Source organism: Pseudomonas sp. GT1P32 (assembly GCF_054897805.1).
In genome coordinates this window covers 495,927-512,391 of the sequence record NZ_CM142704.1, presented here as the reverse complement: position 1 = coordinate 512,391, position 16,465 = coordinate 495,927, and the positions used below count along the sequence as shown (strand labels likewise).

Sequence of the window (16,465 nt, the reverse complement as noted above, 5' to 3'; positions counted from 1 at the left end):
GATAACAGTGGTATTTATTTGCTAAAGCATTACTTGCTTATTCAACCTGGCTTTAGCATCAAGCCAGGGCGGCGTTTCGTTGCGTCCAGGAGTCTTGTTCCATACGCCCATCGGTATCTCTGCTTTTTGCCCAGGCGGTGAGCAGTACCATCATTGCGAATCCGCCGACGATGAGAACCGGATAGGCTGCCAGCAACTCGATCAGCGAGTATTTCCAGGCCAGCGGACGACCAACACCCAACATGGCGGCATAGAACCACGACACGCCAGAGAGCGCCCCCGAGAACAGCGCCAGCATGCGAAGGCTGAAGGAAAGTTTGAGTAACGAACCGGCTTTTTTCAACGCCGGCAATACAGCGCTATGCAACAGGAAGCCGTTAAAGGTCAGCAGTACAACGATCCCGATTTTTGCTTGCAACTTTGGATTCAGGAAATACTCCATCCCTTTGCCGGCATAATCGATCCCGACAATGCCAATGCCCGTAATCCAAAGAGCTACAAGTGCAAGTACTACGGTTTTTTGAAGGCTTTCCATATGTGCGTCATCATGGTGACCCGACACGTCCCCCTTCAGGAGTTGCTTGACCATTGCAACGTCACTGGTCAAGACAAGACCGATTGCAACACAGCAGGCGATAAGATGGAAATACACAACACCCAAACGAAAATATTCCACGGCGGACGAAGAAATCATACTAAGTTCCATGGTTACCTCTTGGCTTCAATAGTGAATCAACATAGTTCTCGGCACAGTTTGATTGGAGTTTGCCGTTGCTGATTGTAATTAGGATCCAACATTCATTATTAAATAATCTTGCAGTATTACGCTGCCAAGACAATAGCGATCTTCGCGAATGAACTTTTAATCATCCGTACTTAGTGCATATGAGGTTTAACTTCCGCTTCTGGGGTCGGCGAGATCCAGAACCCTATCGGCGAGCGGATCAGGCAATGCTGGTGGGGTTGGCTGGGCTTGCGCCCCATTCGAGGAAACGGATCTTGTGAACCTCACCCAGGCTGTCTTCATAGACCACGGTCACCGGTACCACGCCTGTCTTGTTGGATGTATCAGTGCGCTGCAATACCCGCTTCACATCGATTTCCATTCCGTAGTGGTAATCGACGGCTGAGACATGCGCGCCGGGTTCTTGCAGGCCGTTCTGGTCGAAGACAGTTGGCGCGAGACTGGAAATCACGGCACTGACAATTGTGGCCATGTTCATAAGGCTGTACCTCCACTGAAGTTCTCTTAACGAGGACTTAATGTGACACGTGATCAAAGTGAAGTTCACTTCACCACGACGAACGCGCCGATTTGAGTCGCCGGTAGTGGCTTCAGGCCCCAAGCAATTCCCCGCGCTTGACGCCTTTCGACCATTCGTCCATTAAACGCCGTATTTGTTGGGCCAAACGGCATTTTTGAGTGAGGTCATAACATGTTATGACGGATTTTCGCGCAAGATTTCACGTGCTGGCGGTGACAGCAAATGGACCGAAAACGCCTGCGAGCCAGGTGAGAAATACCGGTCAGTTTCCGCCGTTCGAGCGTCCACATTCAGTACTTGATATCCCGGGCTTTTTGACGTCCTTCATGCTTCGTTTGTCGCTTGTCCTGTCGACAACGGGGATTGCTCTGGGCATCGGCCGCTCGACAATCCTGTTTCGTCTCACGCGCACCCTGGCGCGTTTCCTGCCTGACATCGCGCGCGGAACGACGCGTCTCGGCTCGTTCGGTGGCCGCCCAGGATGCCCCGTTCGCCGCTAGAAGAAAAATCATCGCTACCCAACCAAACGTCCTGTGCGTTTTCATAATCTGATCTCCAGGAGCTCGATGTCAGATTTTAAGTACAGCTGATTTCCAGACGTCCTGCAGGCTGAGGAACTGCCATTCATCCAAGCGATATCCATTGCTTAAGTCTAAGGGGGCAGCTGGTGAGCATCACTGTCGATGGTGGTTTGTATGACTTTCACTGAGCCATTGATGGCGGTATCTGGCCGAAAGAAGTCATTCGTGAACGGCAACAATCGGCTGTGAATTCAACCGGTCGATTTACCCCTCGCAAATGAAGCCTCTTTCCTGCCAGGGGTTATAGATGCTCTCTCCGCCTCCTGACATTGCATAGGTATAGGGGGTATGCCTATCATGCGCAATACATAGGTAGGGGGGGTATCTAATGGGCCATATTGCAGCAAACAAAGGCGATCTTCTCAAACGCGTAAAACGTATCGCCGGACAAATCCAAGCCGTTGAACGGGCATTGGAATCGAATCTCGATTGTGCCAAAACACTGCACCTTGTTGCCGCCACTCGCGGAGCCATCAACGGCTTGATGGAGGAAATCATCGAGGACCACGCGCGGGAGCATGTCGCAAACCCTGCTCTCAGCGAAGAGGAGCGTAACAAGGGCGTCGAAGAACTTCTTGAAGCCATTCGCCGTTACTCCAAGTGAACGCAGGTACACACTCATGAGCAGCTCCAACATCAACTACACACACGACCACATGTTCCTTGGCTCAGCGCACGACGAAAATGCCAAGCGTACGCTTTGGGTTGTGATACTGACCGTTGTGATGATGGTTGGCGAGATCACCGCCGGGTATATGACGGGCTCGATGGCGTTACTGGCCGATGGCTTTCACATGGCAACCCATGCCGGCGCATTGGGCATCGCGGCGGCCGCTTATGGATACGCAAAACGCCACGCTTTCAGCCAGCGCTACAGTTTCGGTACCGGAAAGGTTGGAGACTTGGGCGGGTTCGCCTCGGCGCTGATTCTCGGTATGGTCTCCCTGGGAATTGGCGTTGAGTCCGTCATACGTCTCTTGCAGCCAACCGAAGTTCAGTTCGGCACCGCTACGCTCATCGCGATTGCCGGCTTGATCGTCAACGTTGTCAGCGCACTGCTGCTGGGTCACGGGCATAGTCATGGGCACGATCACGATCACGATCACGATCACGATCACGATCATGACCATGCCCATCATGGGAACGACAACAACCTGAAATCGGCCTACGTCCACGTCATCGCGGACGCGCTGACTTCGGTTCTGGCCATTGCTGCATTGCTCGCCGGCCGGTATCTCGGTTGGGTGTGGCTGGACCCGGTCATGGGCATTGTCGGCGCCATCGTTATCGCGCGCTGGGCATGGATCTTGATGGGGGTCACCGCAGGTGTACTGCTGGATCAGACAGACGCACACGTTGCCGATGAAATCCGTGAACTGGTTGAGAAACCCGGGGATGCCACCATCACCGACTTGCACGTCTGGCGAGTTGGACCACAAGCGCATGCGGCCATCGTCAGCGTCGTTGGTGAAGCCACTACGAACGCCGACAGCATTCGTGAACGTCTGAAGCCGGTTCATGAAGTCAGCCATCTGACGGTCGAGTTTCGAGCGGCCTGATTCAGCGCCTCCCCTCCATTGCCTCCAAAGGAAACCGTAATGCCCCCAGGGAAACGTGAACTGGCGCGGATCGAACGCCGATTGATTACCACGCTCACTGATGCGTGCGAAACAGCAAAAGGTGAAATCAAGGGTTTTACCTGGCTCACCCACATCGCTGACCTGAACGCATTGGCTGAAACCCTGAAGGTGATCTGGGTGTTCGAAACCCTGGCTGACAAAAAGCTCGCCCAGGTTAACGCGAAGACGCGCATCTTTGAGCTGACGGCCATCGCCTTGAATGAGGCCAACATCGATCTGAGCCCTTCAGACCTCAATGTCCGCTTTGACTCCGAGGAAGAATGCCAGCGCACTCACGGTGGCGATTGGCAGAAGCGCCTGGCCAAAGGTTATTGACGATGGCTAAAGAAATCGAAAACCCCTGCATCTCGGTTTGCCAACTGAGTGGCGATCTGTGTGTGAGTTGTGGACGGAGCAAGGAAGACATCAGAAAGTGGAAACGCATGAAGCGGCCTGAAAAAATGGCCGCTGTGCAAAGGGCGAATGTGCGCTTGAAAGGGTTGAAGAAAGCGCAGGGGTAGTCACTTGAACTGGATGGCCGCGATTGGGATTTCAGGGACAGACCACATTTAGAAAATGTGGTCTGCCCTCTAATGACCCGAGTGGAAAACGGTCTGTCGTGACAGGCAGAGATCGGCCAGAAGCAGGCGCTCGTGAGCGACTGCTTACGTCTGATTGTTGCACGTCAGGAATGACAGGTAATGGCCGTTTTCAGTCGGACGCGATAGGCGGAATACGGCCAGAAGGGGCCAAATCTACGTGAATCACCCCTCCCTCACCGCTTTTAAGGTCAGTCACCTTTTTTGTGTTTATGTACTTCCAGATCGGGATGTTTGGGTTTGTTTTCTTCAGTAACACGACGGCGTTGATCCTTTTTGCCGGTGGATTCAGCGATCGGTTTGGGGCCGGGTTTAATACTCATGTGTTCAACTCCTTCGATTGATAACAGGTCTGTAAGTAAAGCCCTACGCATGGACAGTGAAGCTACGGGGCGACCAACTCGGCAAGCTTGGCCGCGATATCTGCAAACGTATCTTCAGCAGTGCTCAGGCCGCTTCTCGAACCGAGTAGAGGACTGACTTCGCGCAGCGATTCGTATGTGGTGTCGTGAATGATGGGAACCAGTAGATCCCTTGCGAGGAGCGCGGAAAGCTCTTTGTCAGCGATGCCTTCGGCTGCTAGGCGACGCAGCAAAGCAGGGGTCACCAGCACAATTCCTACTCGAGACTTCGCCAATCCCTTATCAATTTCACGCAGTAAGGAAGAGCCTAGAAGGACATCTTTCTCGCTGAACCAAACGGAAACACCGAGCGACTCGAGTACATCATGCAGCTCCTTCGCGGATCCTTTCCGGTCGTCCCAGGCGTGACAAAGAAAGACGTCACGTAGATCAGGTACTGTCGCACGCCTCTCGACATTTTCGCGTACCGGTGTGAGCGTTCTTACCTCGGCGGAGGTGTAGGCCACAGAGGATCCGGGCTTCGACCAGCGCGGCTTTGCGCTGCTGGATGAACCGCCGCTACTGCGACCGCCCCCGCCATGAGACGAGGACGAATAGGATGGTGCATAGGACGAGGATGAATACGATCGCGATCCGTACCCGCTATATCCGCTGCCACATGCGGGACACGCTGCTCTTGCGCTTGCCGAACGATGACCATGTACCGGTGCTGTACATCTAGACATGTCGTAATCCTTCCGTTTGTAGCTGCTTGCCCAAGAGATGATTAAACATCGGCTATACCGAGCCATCAGCTTTTGAAAACACCGCAGCCCCTCCTTATTGGTTCGAAATCAACCTGCGCTTCAGATCGTGATTCCAATATGCCGGCACAAACAATAGCCCATAGCGCGAATTTCGCTAGCAGGCGTAGCGTGAATGTTCGCTAGCCGCTTCCGATACAAATGCCTCCATGGTCTAGGGCTATCTATCATAGCGGGTAGCTCTCGACCCAGGTTTCAGGCCTTTGACGTTCAACGGCCCCACCATCGATGCCGTTGTTCAATCGACGAACGTCGCCTATGGGTCGAAAGCCGTCTTTTGCTAACCCCATCGGGACCTCGCGTATCCGTCCGGCCCACACACCTTCCTGATCCCGACGCCAAGGGCGATGGTGCCCACCTAATTAGTGGACACCATGTCTAGCCTTTTTAAGCGGGTCAGGGGTGGTCGGGACTTCGACGCTGCGCAACTGAAAGTGCTTCAAGTAATCCATCAAGCGACCGATAGATTGCGAAACCCTCATGGAAGAATCGCAAGATGTATTACCCACGCGAAGCCGAAAAAGATCATCTGTATAACCGAGTGATCCTGCTCACCGTTGCTTGCTGTGTACTGTTGGCACTGGCCGCCATGGCAAGGCAACAGGGGGCTGTCTATGCAGCCATCCAATGGAGCGCAGTTGAGGTCACCGGCACAGTTACGCGGCTGGAAGACATCCCAAGAAACGGCATGGTCAAAATCATTCACTACCGGTATTTCGATAACGACGGCCAGGTCCATGAAGACGAATGCTGGGACAAACGCTATAGCGAACACGCCCCCTATGAAGTGGGGCAGGACATTTCGCTGGTCTATTCACGCTGGTTTCCGCGAGCCAGCAGCATCACAACTGAACTGCACACCTACCGCCCGGGCTTTTACATCATGACGGGTGGGGTGTTGCTGACGTTGTTGTTTCTTGGCATCTCCTTCAAAACACTGGGCCGCATTTTTACTTTGAAGCAGGAAGATCGATTTTATTGAGAGGTACTGTTGATAAGCAGCTCGCCAACGCAATAAAGCGTTCTTAAGCTTGATCTAATTTCTGACCACATAGCCCGCAGTCTCGCTTGTGCATTAGTTACCCGTAGGAGAATCGGGAAGGCAGCATGACAAGGAACATTTACAACCCTAGCGTTGATGACCAGATCGCTTACCTAAGAGAAGCGTTAGAGCTAGGTGTCCTTGAGGTCTCGGACATTGTGCAATGGGCGGATGATCAGATCATTGCACGGGAAAATCCTGCCTACGAACTGGTAGAGCTTGCGCTGATGAGTGACTCGAATCGGTACGACACTGCAAATCAGTTACTTCGAGTCGGGACGCCCTCCTTGAGCCGCGCAGAGGTATTGCCCTATGTACTCGCCAAGGCGCATGAACAACTCCTTGTAGATCCTGATTTTGGAAAGGTCTTAGCAGAAGGATTGTACCAATCCTGGTTTCGGTCGAATTACGACTTTCCAGACGCTCTTAGCCTGTGCGGCTATTTCGAAGATGCCTATTCATTGGCTGAGAGCGGGATAGTTGGAACAGTTGACCAGATCAACCGAGAGCTGCTTGAGTTTACTGCCCAATTTCAGGACTACAATTGGTTCGGGATCGTGCTTGGCCGATAAGATAGCGGCAACTGAACGTGCAAGAGCAAAATGCTCTTGTGGCCCACAGACTCATGGTAACCGCCAAAGCCTGGCTGACCACAGGGGTTCCCGCCGCCTTAAAAAACTATGGCGAGTCAAAAGGCATTAGATGGTCAGAAACCGTCGTACTCGACCTTGAAGTCGACTTTCCCGGAATGCCACGCCTTTATGGTCTGTTGCTCACTCACGAAGAACGGTTCATTGCGTTTGAAATTGATACCGATAGCACTCATAGGTACGTGGAATCGGTGAGTCAATGGGCGGATGTTTCTACTCATCAGGACTACACGCCCCGCAAGCGTGGCAGGGGAAAGGGCTTCGCAGCGATTGCTCTTCAGGTGAGACGCGAACTTCTATGCGACTTGCAGGTGCGGATGTCATAGAAGCTGACAGCCCCATGGTGAATTGGGAGCCGCTTTTGGCCGACGGCTTCCAACAACGAGTGTCGCAGACATTGATAAAAATACAGGTACCCATCGTATGCCGACATCCCATCTGGATCCGTTAAGAGCAATCATCAGTCAATGCCAAACGTCCCAACCCCCGTCTCCCTGGGAACTCGCCGGGGAGTACACCGTTGCCGGTTTGTATGATGTTGGCTTTGATCGTGACTCGGAGTTGTTACTCGTATCTTCCAGTTCAGGACTAGGTCTATTCGATTGTGAGACCGGAGAAAAAATTGCCCGAGACGCTTCTGATCGAGCACTCACAGACCGCTTCCTCGAATGCAAGGGCATCGGCGCACTTGAAAACAAGACCATCCGCATGGCCGGCATTTATGGCGGCAGTCTACCCTCTACTACCCCCGATGGTTGGACGATAGAGACAGTGACTTTGAAATGGCCTGAGCATCACTTGCTTTTGCTAAAGCCGGGCTCCTGGCTTCATGGTACCGAATGCAATCGCCCATCGAGCTTTCACAAACTGGCGATCGAGTACGAAGTGAGAGCATTTGGTTTTTCGTACTCAGGGCAGACATTGGTGATTGCGACCTCCGGAGAGGTGGTGATTTACAGGCGTCACGGTTGAAGGGAGCGGCCTAGTCATTCAAGTCGGCTTTGCTATTGAGCAAAGACCGCATTCGGCCAACAGCTGACTGTCGATTTCGTCTGAGGAACATGCATGTGCATAGCATTTGACCAACTGCTTATTAGGATTAAAGTCTAAGGGAAAGATCGACCCCGTCAGTCTTTGATCCGCAACGGCTATCGCCACGCAGGTTCCTCAATGGCAGGTTCAGAAACGGAGTATTGCTCATGATCAAATACCTTCGAATGATGGCAATGATTTCAATCCTCGCGATCACGGCGGGCTGCCAAATGGGTCAATCAACTTCCGCCTCTGATGCGATGGCTGCTAACGCGGAAATGGACCGCGAGGCGAAAGCGGCGTTACAGAGTTTGTATACCAAAACGCCGCAAGCGCGCGCCCTCGCGCAGCGAGCCAAGGGTATCCTCGTTTTCCCTGATGTGCTGAAAGCGGGCCTCATCGCCGGCGCACACCATGGCGAAGGCGAATTGATTGAGAACGGAAAAGTGACGGGATACTACGCGACCACAGCAGCCTCATACGGCCTTCAGGCGGGCGTGCAGCGGTTTGGATACGTGATGTTTTTCATGACCTATTCAGCGATGAATGATCTGAAAAATGTTAATGGATTTGAGGTCGGCGTGGGCCCAAGCATCGTGGTCGTAGATTCAGGCATGGCCAAATCGATCACTACCTCAACGGCTCAATCCGATGTCTATGCGTTCATCTTTGATCAAAAGGGCTTAATGGCCGGGCTGGGATTGCAGGGTTCAAAAATCACCAGGCTCAATCGCTGAAGCCGTCTGCATGTCGCTTACACAGAATTTAGATGTGTTGCATCGACCTGCTGAATTCACAATCCCTAGCTGCCCTTAGCGGAGGGCAGCAATGGGGCGTTTGCTGCCCATCGCGATAGGTCGTTATCAACCATTTGATGTGCCTGCACCTTTGAGGGATATCCGCCCAACTAACTTCCATACAAACCCGAGAAACGTATCAAGCCAGCAACTCGCTAATCCACCGCGCCTGCCGGGCAACATCCTGCACCTTCTCCTCAGGCACAGCCTGCCGCGCGCGGGCGAACTGGGTCAGGGTCTGTTGCTTGTGGCGCAGGATGCGCTGCCATTTGACCAGGAACGCCGGGGTGCGTGCCTGCATCTGCAGCGGGCCGAAGTACAGTTCTTCGGCGGTGTACGTCACCGGTCCGGCGCGCTCGGCGACGATGATTTCGTAGTCGAAACGATTTTCGCGCAGCACTTCCTCACAGAGGATGCGGTAGCCATTTTCCATCAGCCATTGGCGCAGTGGCTGCTCGCCGCCGTTGGGCTGCAGGATCAAGCGTTCCTGGCCGCTCAGGTGCGCCTTGCCGCTGTCGAGGATGTCGCGGATCGTCTCGCCGCCCATGCCGCAGATGCTGATCGCGGTGATTCCGTCTCCCGGCTCGATCGCCGCCAGGCCATCGGCCAGGCGCACGGTGATGTGCTGGTCCAGGCCGTTTTCGCGCACGGTGCGTTCGGCCGAGTGGAACGGTGTCAATGCCACCTCGCCCGCCACCGCCGATGCGATGGCGCCACGGCGCATCAATGCCACCGGCAAGTAGGCATGATCCGAGCCGATATCGGCCAGGCGCGCACCGGCCGGCATCTGCGCGGCCACGCGCTCCAGGCGCATGGACAATGTCTGTTCGTTCAACTGCAGTTCCTTTTCACCACGGATGTCCGGCACCGTTGGCATGAGTGCGGGCCGCACATGATGCTTGGTGAGGGTGGCAGGGTAAAGCGCCGGCGCGGGTTGTGTGATGAACTGCCTGTCGTCGTACCGTCGGGAAGACAGGCTCGGACGATTGAATCGCCCTACTCCCGGTCTTTCGTCGTACGGATGAGATTGCCCCGTAACTTCACGATTGCCTGCTGCAAATGCACGAAGTCGTCGGCATCAAGACCGGTTTGCGGGAAGCCGTCTTCGGAGAGGCCTTCACGCAATTTTCGTCCCTCTTTTGTGAGGCTGATCCGCACTTGGCGTTCGTCTTCCGGGTCGCGCTGGCGCAGCACATATCCCATGGCTTCCAACTTCTTCAGGATCGGAGTGAGGGTGTTGGATTCCAGAAACAGTTTTTCACCGAGGCTGCCAACGGTCTGGTTGTCTTCCTCCCACAGCGCCACGAGGGTGATGTATTGCGTGTAGGTGAGTCCGAGCCGTTCGAGCATTGGCTTGTAAGCCTTGCCGAAGGCGAGGTTGGAGGAATAGACCGCAAAGCACAGGAAGTCGGATAGCTTCAGGTCGAGGGCGGATGTCTTTTCAGTGGGTTTCATGAGCATTCTCCGGGCCAAAGACAAATGGATCGCAAGGCCCGACTATACATCGCATGCGATGGTATCGGAAGTGCTACTCCCTCTGATGTTCGTTATCCACGTGCAGCAGGCCGGTGACGGTCGACGCACGGCTCACCAGGGAGTCGTGCGTCGACGGACACTGCCGCCGTCAGCATCAAGTCTTCATGCTTTGGGCTTTTCACTTACCTCAGCGACTTGAACCCGACTTTTTATATCGACTCACGCCGTCTGAACATTCAAATACACATCAATATTGCCGCGCGTGGCCTTCGAGTACGGGCAAATTTGATCCGCCGCATGTGCAACAGCGCAAGCGACCTCATAAGGCAGGCCTGGCAGGTTGACGTTGAACCCGGCCTGCAGGAAGTAAGCATTCCCGGTTTGCCCCAGATCAATCTCGATATCGACGGACACGTCGGCCGGAATAGTCACCTTCAACTCTTTGGCCGCAAGACCAAGCGCTGCGATGTAGCAGGCCGACCATGCGCCGGCAAACAACTGCTCGGCTGTCGGGTGCGGCTGGGTAGCGGCAAATACGTGGGCCGGTTTAGCGCTCCCAGGCGTTGAGAGTTCGATGTCGAGGTTGCCGTTATGCCCGCGCGAAGTGTTGCCGGAGCTGCTCAGGGTGGTGTGAGTCTTGCCGGTAGCCAAGACTTTTTCGATTTTGCTCATCAGTGATTCCTTGAGTTTTTTTATTAAAGTCAAATAGCACTAAAGATACGTAACTATCTGACCAGGCTCATTTTATAGGCGCGACAAAAGCACCGGGAATGACGGAAAAACCGATCACCTTCGGCTTTTCCGACCACCCTGCTGCCCTTCGCCAATTGAGATGAAGCCCATCACCGCTCGTCGCCAAGTCGCGAAATGAGCTTTGACATCAAGGGGTCTTTGCTTGAATATTAATATATCGCATACGATTTAATCGATAACGACAACAAGCCGCCACAACCCCTGCCGTTTGGAGAATCAGCCATGAACACCGCAAGCAGCCGCACAATCTCAATCTCTCACGCTGCCCATGGCCACAACGGCAACAACTGGATCACTGCTGCATGAAGCTGATCCAGCTCCGGGCGTTCTGCTCAGTGGTCGACATGGGCAGTTTTCGTTCGGCGGCGCGAACGCTGGAAGCGGCTCAAAGCACCTTGACCGAGTCGATTCAAAGTCTGGAAAGAGAACTGGGGGCCACCTTGTTGGTGCGCTCCAATCAAGGCATCAGCCTGACGCTGGCCGGCAAAGTGTTCCTGACCAGGGCACGCTCGATCATTCTGGATTGTGATCGCGCAGTACAGGACGTCCGACAATGCAACGGCGCGCCCGAAGGTCAGATCGCATTGGGTGTCACGACGGAACCTTTAGCTGCGTGCCTGATGCCGGTCTTCAACAGTTTTACCCGCCGATTTCCAAACGTGCAGTTGCACGTCGCCGGTGGCCAGACGAAGAAGTTGATCGAAATGATTCGCGCGGGCCGGCTCGACTTTGTGATGTGTCCACTGAGTGCCGACGTTTGCGATATCGACTTGCACATTGAGCGGCTTTACAGCTCGAAAGCCAGCGTCATTGCACGCAAGGGGCATCCCCTGGCGGAGGCTCGCTCGGTGCGCGACCTCGCCGATTGCCAGTGGATCAGCGTCCGCCCGGCGGGGATTGCCGGTAGCGCGGAGAAGCATCTGATCGAGCTGTTCAAAGCCCAAGGCTTGCCGCCTCCGAAGATCGCGATTACCACCGAATCGCTGCTGGAAATCCTGCACATCATCTCCGAGACGGACTACCTGACCATTGAGCCCGGCATGCTTCCCGGCATGAAGCTGTTTTCCTCGTCGCTGACCAGCATTTCGATTCGCGAGCCACTGGAATCGTGCGAGGTGTGCCTGATCAGCCGTCGAGTGTCACCCTTCTCCCAGATCACGCAAGAACTGACCAGCATGCTGATTTCGTACTCACGTTTGCGTCATCGGGCCAAAGGGTGAAGGTTCGAGTCGTCATTCAAGCACCCTCACCCGCTAAAACCTACGCGCAGTGGCCGGTGAAACTGAACCGGTGACGGCTACAAGCGCCGTCACCGGTTCAACCTCTCAAGCCAGCCGTTTACAGATCGGTGATTTCCTTGTGACGCGGTACCAGCAGTTTCATCACGCTCCACGCTACCAGGTAGGCCACCGCACAGATGGCGAACATGATCATGTAGCCGGTGTGAATATCGTTGATCGATTTGTAGTAGTCGAACACCCAACCGCCAAGCTTCGTCATCGCAACACCGCCCATGCCGCCGGCCAAACCGCCAATGCCGACCACTGACGCGATGGATTTTTGCGGGAACATGTCAGACACGGTGGTGAAGATGTTGCACGACCACGCCTGATGCGCGGACGCCCCGATGCCGATCAATATCACCGGCACCCAGAAACTGATGTAACCCAGTGGCTGAGCCAGCAACACCAGCAGCGGGAAGAAGGCGATGACCAGCATGGCTTTCATCCGACCGTCATACGGCGCATCGCCACGTGCCATGAAATAGCTCGGGAACCAGCCGCCACCGATGCTGCCGACCATGGTCATGCTGTACAGCACGGCCAAAGGCAACACGATGGCCGCGCCCTTCATGCCGTACTGCGCCGACAGGTAGGTTGGCAGCCAGAACAGGAAGAACCACCACACACCGTCGGTCATGAATTTGCCGAAGGCGAACGCCCAGGTCTGACGGTAGGTCAGCAACTTGAACCACGAGACTTTTTTCTCGGCAACGCCCGGTGCCGGGGTGGCAATCACCTGCGCATCACTGCGAATGTAGGCCAGTTCCTCTGCCGAAAGGCGTTTCTGATTTTCAGGTTTTTCGTACAGCGCAATCCACACGGCCACCCAGACAAAGCCCAGCATGCCGATCACGATGAACGCCGCTTCCCAACCCCAGAGGGCGGCAATCAGCGGCACGCAGATCGGCGCCAGGATCGCGCCCACGTTGGCACCGGAGTTGAAGATACCGGTGGCGAAGGAGCGCTCCTTCTTCGGGAAGTATTCGGCCGTGGCCTTGATCGCGATCGGGAAGTTCCCCGCCTCGCCTATCGCTAGTACGGCGCGGGACAGCATGAAACCGGCGATCGAGACCGGGATGACGGCAAGGCCGAACGCACTGCTCACCGCCGCGATGCCCTCGCCCATCGGTACTGAAAAGGCATGCATCATGGCGCCGGTCGACCAGATACCGATCGCGATGATGTAGGCCTTCTTGGTGCCGATCTTGTCAACGAAACGGCCGGCAAACAGCATGGAAATCGCGTACACAAACTGGAAAACGGAAGCGATGTTGGCGTAGTCGCTGTTGCTCCAGCCAAATTGCGTCGACAAATCCGGCGCCAACAGGCTGAGCACCTGGCGGTCGAGGTAGTTGACGGTGGTGGCAAAGAACAACAGCGCACAGATCGTCCAGCGGTATTTGCCGACGGCTTGGCCGACACGTTGCGCATTGATGGGCTCGTTCAGATTCATGGCATCACTTTATTATTGGATTGTGGTGATGATCTCTCGGTTTCAAGCGAGATCAATTCTTACGCGCAGCGAACTGCTCTGTGGCTATCGTCAGACGAGTAGCACGTGCAATCGGGAGGTTGCTACAGATAACGGGGATGACTGAGCGCCTGGGCAGGCAATCAGGACCGGACCACAAGAGGCGGTATGCGGGAAGGCGAGTAAGCGGATTGAGTTCATGATGGGACCCGGTTTTTGTTTTTAGGGGTGTAACATCGTATGTCGTCGTACAACTGCGCCTTTTATAACGACTCCCCTACCCGGCTGTCAATCCGGAAAATGGCCGTTCGTCTCGACAGACAACACGCCGAACGGCAACGGCTGTGCCGCTCTTGAAGAGATTAGTGGTCCGGGTGTGGCCGTGGGTATTTGAAAACCAGATAGTCATACGACAACACATGTCGTGACGCACATTTGAAATGTAGGAGCGAGCCTGCTCCTACAATTTCCGAGGGGGCTTATTTGACCAGCCGTTTTTCCTTGGACGGCCTGTACCCGAAATACGAGCTGTAGCACTTGCTGAAATGACTCGGTGACACAAAACCACAGGCCACCAGCACATCCACCTGGGACAGTTCCGTGTGCTGCAGCAGGCGCCGCGCTTCGGTAATGCGCAACTCCATGTAATAGCGCTGAGGCGTAGTGCCGAGTTGTTCCTTGAACAGACGCTCAAGCTGGCGGCGAGAACGGCCGGCGTAGACAGCCAATTGCTCCAGCTCCAGAGGTTCTTCGAGGTTGGCGTCCATCAGCTTCACCACCTCGCGCAAGGGTGCGCTCACGCAGACATTTTCCGTCGGTTTGATCCGCCGGTAACGCGACTCTTCGAACGCGAGGATGTCCTCGATCCCTTCGACAAGAGCCTTGTCGTGCAAGCTCTTGATCCAGTCCAGCGCCATGTGGAACGCGCCCGAAGGACTGGACGCCGTGAGCCGGTCCCGATCAATGACAAAAGGCTCGCTGGTGACATGCGCCGCTTTCGCCACTTCCGCGAGCGCGGGGCGATGTTCGGGATGAATCGCGCAGCGATAGCCGTCGAGCAAGCCGGCACTCCCGAGGAACCAGGCGCCATTCCACAACCCGGCCAGGCTCACGCCATGGTCGGCGGCCGCTCTCAACAGACTGGTCAACTCGTCAGAGGCCTTCAGCTCGGTCCTGTAACCACCGCAAATGACCAACAGATCGAGGTCGTGCACGACGGAGCAATCAATGCGCGCATCCGGCCGGATGACCAGCCCCAGATCGCTGATGACCTCACCGTCGTGCAAGCCGAACGTGCGCGACGAGAACAGTTTTGGCCGTAGCAGATTCGCCGTGATGATCGTATCCAGTGCCTGCGTAAATGCCGGCAGCGAAAAATGTTCGAGCAGCAAAAAGCCTGTCCGTGTCAGTTGAACAGGCTCGTCGGGGTTGTCATTCAGATAGCGAAGATTTTTCCCCTTCATGCCTCCGCTAAATTGGCGTCGTTCGATCAAAGTTTTAGGCACTCGGTTACGTTTAACGAACCTGTAGTTTGGCACATCGGGACAGTGCAAAGCCGTCTACGCTCCTCCCATTGCGTACCTCCGGAGACACCGTCATGACCCGCATCCTGCTGACTGCTTTCATGCTGCTCGCACTTAATGTCCCGGCCTACGCCGACGTCACTCCGTTCCCCTCCTCCTTCCGCACCCAGGACATCGCCGTGGAAGGCGCGAAGATCCACGTGCGCGTCGGCGGCAAAGGGCCTGCCGTGGTGCTGTTGCATGGCTTCGGCGACACCGGCGACATGTGGGCGCCTCTTGCTGCCGATCTGGCCAAGGACCACACAGTCGTGGTGCCGGACCTTCGCGGCATGGGCTTGTCGTCGATCCCGGACGGCGGCTACGACAAGAAGACGCAAGCAGGCGACATACGCGCGGTGCTTGCAGCGTTGAAAATCGACCACTCGGTGGTGATCGGCCATGACATCGGCACCATGGTCGCCTTCGCCTACGCCTCGCGTTATCCGCAGCAAACCGATCGCCTGGTGGTCATGGATGCGCCCGTACCGGGCATTCCGCCGTGGAACGACATTGTGCGTTCACCGATGCTGTGGCACTTCGATTTTGGCGGTCCGGATGCCGAGCGCCTGGTGGCCGGTCGTGAGCGTATCTACCTCGACCGATTCTGGAACGAGTTCGCCGGCGACCCGACCAAAGTGGACGAAGCCACTCGCCAGCATTACGCCAAGCTCTACGCCCGCCCCGGCGCGATGCACGCGGCGTTCGCGCAGTTCCGCAGCATTCGCCAGGACGCCGTGGACAACGAAGCATCGATGAAGACACGCCTGACCATGCCGGTGCTGGCCGTCGGCGGGGAAAAATCCTTTGGCAATAACGAGGCGATCGTCATGCGCAACGCCGCGGACAATGTCACGGAAGTGGTGATTCCGGGGGCAGGACATTGGCTGATGGAAGAAGCACCCACACAGACCATTCGGGCGATTCGCGACTTTTTGCAGTGACCGCCTCTAGCAGGTCAACAACGAATTGAATCCCGGCTGGATGTTGGTTTGGGATCAGGGAGGTGTCCATGGCTGTAATCAATATCAACAACCGGCCAATATCATTCGCAATAACCTCATCCTGATACTCGCTATTCCAAATGAGTCGAAGTCGCTAAAGGCCCGGTGCCTGGACTCATGCTACCGTTTCAATTCGTATTGGCAGCGCGTTGGTTACACGCGAAGGCAG

General features: G+C 55.4%; 19 protein-coding genes. 10 read left to right on the top strand and 9 right to left on the bottom strand.

What is annotated here, in order from left to right:
• Nucleotides 1-58: 58 nt before the first annotated feature.
• Both ACYZUC_RS02440 and ACYZUC_RS02435 read right to left on the bottom strand, forming a co-directional pair.
• A complete protein-coding gene (locus tag ACYZUC_RS02440; RefSeq protein WP_461993255.1) occupies nucleotides 59-706 on the bottom strand; it encodes a hypothetical protein in 648 nt (215 codons plus the stop codon).
• 238 nt (nucleotides 707-944) lie between these two features.
• The gene (locus ACYZUC_RS02435; protein WP_461993253.1) at nucleotides 945-1,223 is read right to left on the bottom strand and encodes a DUF2790 domain-containing protein; all 279 of its coding nucleotides are present in this window, start codon (nucleotides 1,221-1,223) and stop codon (nucleotides 945-947) included.
• 951 nt (nucleotides 1,224-2,174) lie between these two features.
• Between ACYZUC_RS02435 and ACYZUC_RS02430 the strand changes: the two genes are divergently transcribed.
• Genes ACYZUC_RS02430 through ACYZUC_RS02415 form a run of 4 tightly spaced genes read left to right on the top strand, consistent with a single transcriptional unit; the run spans nucleotide 2,175 to nucleotide 3,986 of the window.
• Nucleotides 2,175-2,450 (top strand): metal/formaldehyde-sensitive transcriptional repressor, encoded by a 276-nt coding sequence (locus ACYZUC_RS02430; protein ID WP_461993251.1) that lies wholly within the window; start codon nucleotides 2,175-2,177, stop codon nucleotides 2,448-2,450.
• Nucleotides 2,451-2,466: 16 nt separating this feature from the next.
• Entirely contained in the window at nucleotides 2,467-3,405 is a 939-nt protein-coding gene (gene dmeF / locus ACYZUC_RS02425; protein WP_461993249.1) for a CDF family Co(II)/Ni(II) efflux transporter DmeF, read from the top strand.
• 39 nt (nucleotides 3,406-3,444) lie between these two features.
• Complete coding sequence (locus ACYZUC_RS02420; RefSeq protein WP_461993247.1) at nucleotides 3,445-3,801, top strand: hypothetical protein; 357 nt, start codon at nucleotides 3,445-3,447, stop codon at nucleotides 3,799-3,801.
• A 2-nt stretch (nucleotides 3,802-3,803) separates the two neighbouring features.
• The gene (locus ACYZUC_RS02415; RefSeq protein ID WP_008033373.1) at nucleotides 3,804-3,986 is read left to right on the top strand and encodes a DUF1289 domain-containing protein; all 183 of its coding nucleotides are present in this window, start codon (nucleotides 3,804-3,806) and stop codon (nucleotides 3,984-3,986) included.
• A 269-nt stretch (nucleotides 3,987-4,255) separates the two neighbouring features.
• Here ACYZUC_RS02415 and ACYZUC_RS02410 read toward each other — a convergent pair whose 3' ends face one another.
• Nucleotides 4,256-4,387, bottom strand: a complete 132-nt coding sequence (locus tag ACYZUC_RS02410) for a hypothetical protein (protein ID WP_017337405.1) — start codon at nucleotides 4,385-4,387, stop codon at nucleotides 4,256-4,258.
• Nucleotides 4,388-4,449: 62 nt separating this feature from the next.
• Nucleotides 4,450-4,932, bottom strand: coding sequence for a toll/interleukin-1 receptor domain-containing protein (locus tag ACYZUC_RS02405; protein WP_017337404.1), 483 nt, complete (start codon nucleotides 4,930-4,932; stop codon nucleotides 4,450-4,452).
• Nucleotides 4,933-5,725: 793 nt separating this feature from the next.
• On the opposite strand from ACYZUC_RS02405, the gene ACYZUC_RS02400 reads away from it, so the two are divergent.
• The 4 genes from ACYZUC_RS02400 (at nucleotide 5,726) to ACYZUC_RS02385 (ending at nucleotide 8,690) form a co-directional block, all read left to right on the top strand.
• Nucleotides 5,726-6,211: a hypothetical protein gene (locus ACYZUC_RS02400; protein ID WP_461993244.1), complete on the top strand. Its 486-nt coding sequence runs from the start codon at nucleotides 5,726-5,728 to the stop codon at nucleotides 6,209-6,211.
• A 125-nt stretch (nucleotides 6,212-6,336) separates the two neighbouring features.
• Nucleotides 6,337-6,843 (top strand): hypothetical protein, encoded by a 507-nt coding sequence (locus tag ACYZUC_RS02395; protein ID WP_461993242.1) that lies wholly within the window; start codon nucleotides 6,337-6,339, stop codon nucleotides 6,841-6,843.
• 501 nt (nucleotides 6,844-7,344) lie between these two features.
• Nucleotides 7,345-7,893 carry a hypothetical protein gene (locus tag ACYZUC_RS02390; RefSeq protein WP_461993240.1) on the top strand — a complete coding sequence of 183 codons (549 nt, stop codon included), beginning with the start codon at nucleotides 7,345-7,347 and terminating at the stop codon, nucleotides 7,891-7,893.
• Between the two features lie 227 nt (nucleotides 7,894-8,120).
• Complete coding sequence (locus ACYZUC_RS02385; RefSeq protein WP_008024532.1) at nucleotides 8,121-8,690, top strand: lipid-binding SYLF domain-containing protein; 570 nt, start codon at nucleotides 8,121-8,123, stop codon at nucleotides 8,688-8,690.
• Between the two features lie 199 nt (nucleotides 8,691-8,889).
• Here ACYZUC_RS02385 and ACYZUC_RS02380 read toward each other — a convergent pair whose 3' ends face one another.
• From ACYZUC_RS02380 to ACYZUC_RS02370, 3 genes are all read right to left on the bottom strand, one after another.
• A complete protein-coding gene (locus ACYZUC_RS02380) occupies nucleotides 8,890-9,585 on the bottom strand; it encodes a tRNA (adenine(22)-N(1))-methyltransferase (RefSeq protein WP_461996804.1) in 696 nt (231 codons plus the stop codon).
• 161 nt (nucleotides 9,586-9,746) lie between these two features.
• Nucleotides 9,747-10,205 carry a MarR family winged helix-turn-helix transcriptional regulator gene (locus ACYZUC_RS02375; RefSeq protein ID WP_461993238.1) on the bottom strand — a complete coding sequence of 153 codons (459 nt, stop codon included), beginning with the start codon at nucleotides 10,203-10,205 and terminating at the stop codon, nucleotides 9,747-9,749.
• A gap of 240 nt (nucleotides 10,206-10,445) precedes the next feature.
• A complete protein-coding gene (locus ACYZUC_RS02370; RefSeq protein ID WP_461993236.1) occupies nucleotides 10,446-10,898 on the bottom strand; it encodes an Ohr family peroxiredoxin in 453 nt (150 codons plus the stop codon).
• A gap of 383 nt (nucleotides 10,899-11,281) precedes the next feature.
• Here ACYZUC_RS02370 and ACYZUC_RS02365 point away from each other — a divergent pair, with 383 nt between their 5' ends.
• Nucleotides 11,282-12,199, top strand: a complete 918-nt coding sequence (locus ACYZUC_RS02365) for a LysR substrate-binding domain-containing protein (RefSeq protein WP_461993234.1) — start codon at nucleotides 11,282-11,284, stop codon at nucleotides 12,197-12,199.
• Nucleotides 12,200-12,317: 118 nt separating this feature from the next.
• On the opposite strand, the gene ACYZUC_RS02360 is transcribed toward ACYZUC_RS02365, so the two are convergent.
• Both ACYZUC_RS02360 and ACYZUC_RS02355 read right to left on the bottom strand, forming a co-directional pair.
• Nucleotides 12,318-13,715, bottom strand: coding sequence for an MFS transporter (locus ACYZUC_RS02360; protein ID WP_461993233.1), 1,398 nt, complete (start codon nucleotides 13,713-13,715; stop codon nucleotides 12,318-12,320).
• Between the two features lie 497 nt (nucleotides 13,716-14,212).
• Entirely contained in the window at nucleotides 14,213-15,196 is a 984-nt protein-coding gene (locus ACYZUC_RS02355; RefSeq protein WP_008038798.1) for a GlxA family transcriptional regulator, read from the bottom strand.
• A gap of 134 nt (nucleotides 15,197-15,330) precedes the next feature.
• On the opposite strand from ACYZUC_RS02355, the gene ACYZUC_RS02350 reads away from it, so the two are divergent.
• Entirely contained in the window at nucleotides 15,331-16,236 is a 906-nt protein-coding gene (locus ACYZUC_RS02350; protein ID WP_461993231.1) for an alpha/beta fold hydrolase, read from the top strand.
• Nucleotides 16,237-16,465: the final 229 nt, after the last annotated feature.

Excerpts from the sequence above, each read along its gene's own strand:
- dmeF (WP_461993249.1), top strand. The coding sequence starts at position 2,467 with ATGAGCAGCTCCAACATCAACTACACACACGACCACATGTTCCTTGGC.
- ACYZUC_RS02415 (WP_008033373.1), top strand. The coding sequence starts at position 3,804 with ATGGCTAAAGAAATCGAAAACCCCTGCATCTCGGTTTGCCAACTGAGT.
- ACYZUC_RS02395 (WP_461993242.1), top strand. The coding sequence starts at position 6,337 with ATGACAAGGAACATTTACAACCCTAGCGTTGATGACCAGATCGCTTAC.
- ACYZUC_RS02420 (WP_461993247.1), top strand. The coding sequence starts at position 3,445 with ATGCCCCCAGGGAAACGTGAACTGGCGCGGATCGAACGCCGATTGATT.
- ACYZUC_RS02370 (WP_461993236.1), bottom strand. The coding sequence starts at position 10,898 with ATGAGCAAAATCGAAAAAGTCTTGGCTACCGGCAAGACTCACACCACC.
- ACYZUC_RS02360 (WP_461993233.1), bottom strand. The coding sequence starts at position 13,715 with ATGAATCTGAACGAGCCCATCAATGCGCAACGTGTCGGCCAAGCCGTC.
- ACYZUC_RS02430 (WP_461993251.1), top strand. The coding sequence starts at position 2,175 with ATGGGCCATATTGCAGCAAACAAAGGCGATCTTCTCAAACGCGTAAAA.
- ACYZUC_RS02440 (WP_461993255.1), bottom strand. The coding sequence starts at position 706 with ATGGAACTTAGTATGATTTCTTCGTCCGCCGTGGAATATTTTCGTTTG.
- ACYZUC_RS02365 (WP_461993234.1), top strand. The coding sequence starts at position 11,282 with ATGAAGCTGATCCAGCTCCGGGCGTTCTGCTCAGTGGTCGACATGGGC.
- ACYZUC_RS02435 (WP_461993253.1), bottom strand. The coding sequence starts at position 1,223 with ATGAACATGGCCACAATTGTCAGTGCCGTGATTTCCAGTCTCGCGCCA.
- ACYZUC_RS02355 (WP_008038798.1), bottom strand. The coding sequence starts at position 15,196 with ATGAAGGGGAAAAATCTTCGCTATCTGAATGACAACCCCGACGAGCCT.
- ACYZUC_RS02390 (WP_461993240.1), top strand. The coding sequence starts at position 7,345 with ATGCCGACATCCCATCTGGATCCGTTAAGAGCAATCATCAGTCAATGC.
- ACYZUC_RS02410 (WP_017337405.1), bottom strand. The coding sequence starts at position 4,387 with ATGAGTATTAAACCCGGCCCCAAACCGATCGCTGAATCCACCGGCAAA.
- ACYZUC_RS02385 (WP_008024532.1), top strand. The coding sequence starts at position 8,121 with ATGATCAAATACCTTCGAATGATGGCAATGATTTCAATCCTCGCGATC.
- ACYZUC_RS02375 (WP_461993238.1), bottom strand. The coding sequence starts at position 10,205 with ATGAAACCCACTGAAAAGACATCCGCCCTCGACCTGAAGCTATCCGAC.
- ACYZUC_RS02350 (WP_461993231.1), top strand. The coding sequence starts at position 15,331 with ATGACCCGCATCCTGCTGACTGCTTTCATGCTGCTCGCACTTAATGTC.
- ACYZUC_RS02400 (WP_461993244.1), top strand. The coding sequence starts at position 5,726 with ATGTATTACCCACGCGAAGCCGAAAAAGATCATCTGTATAACCGAGTG.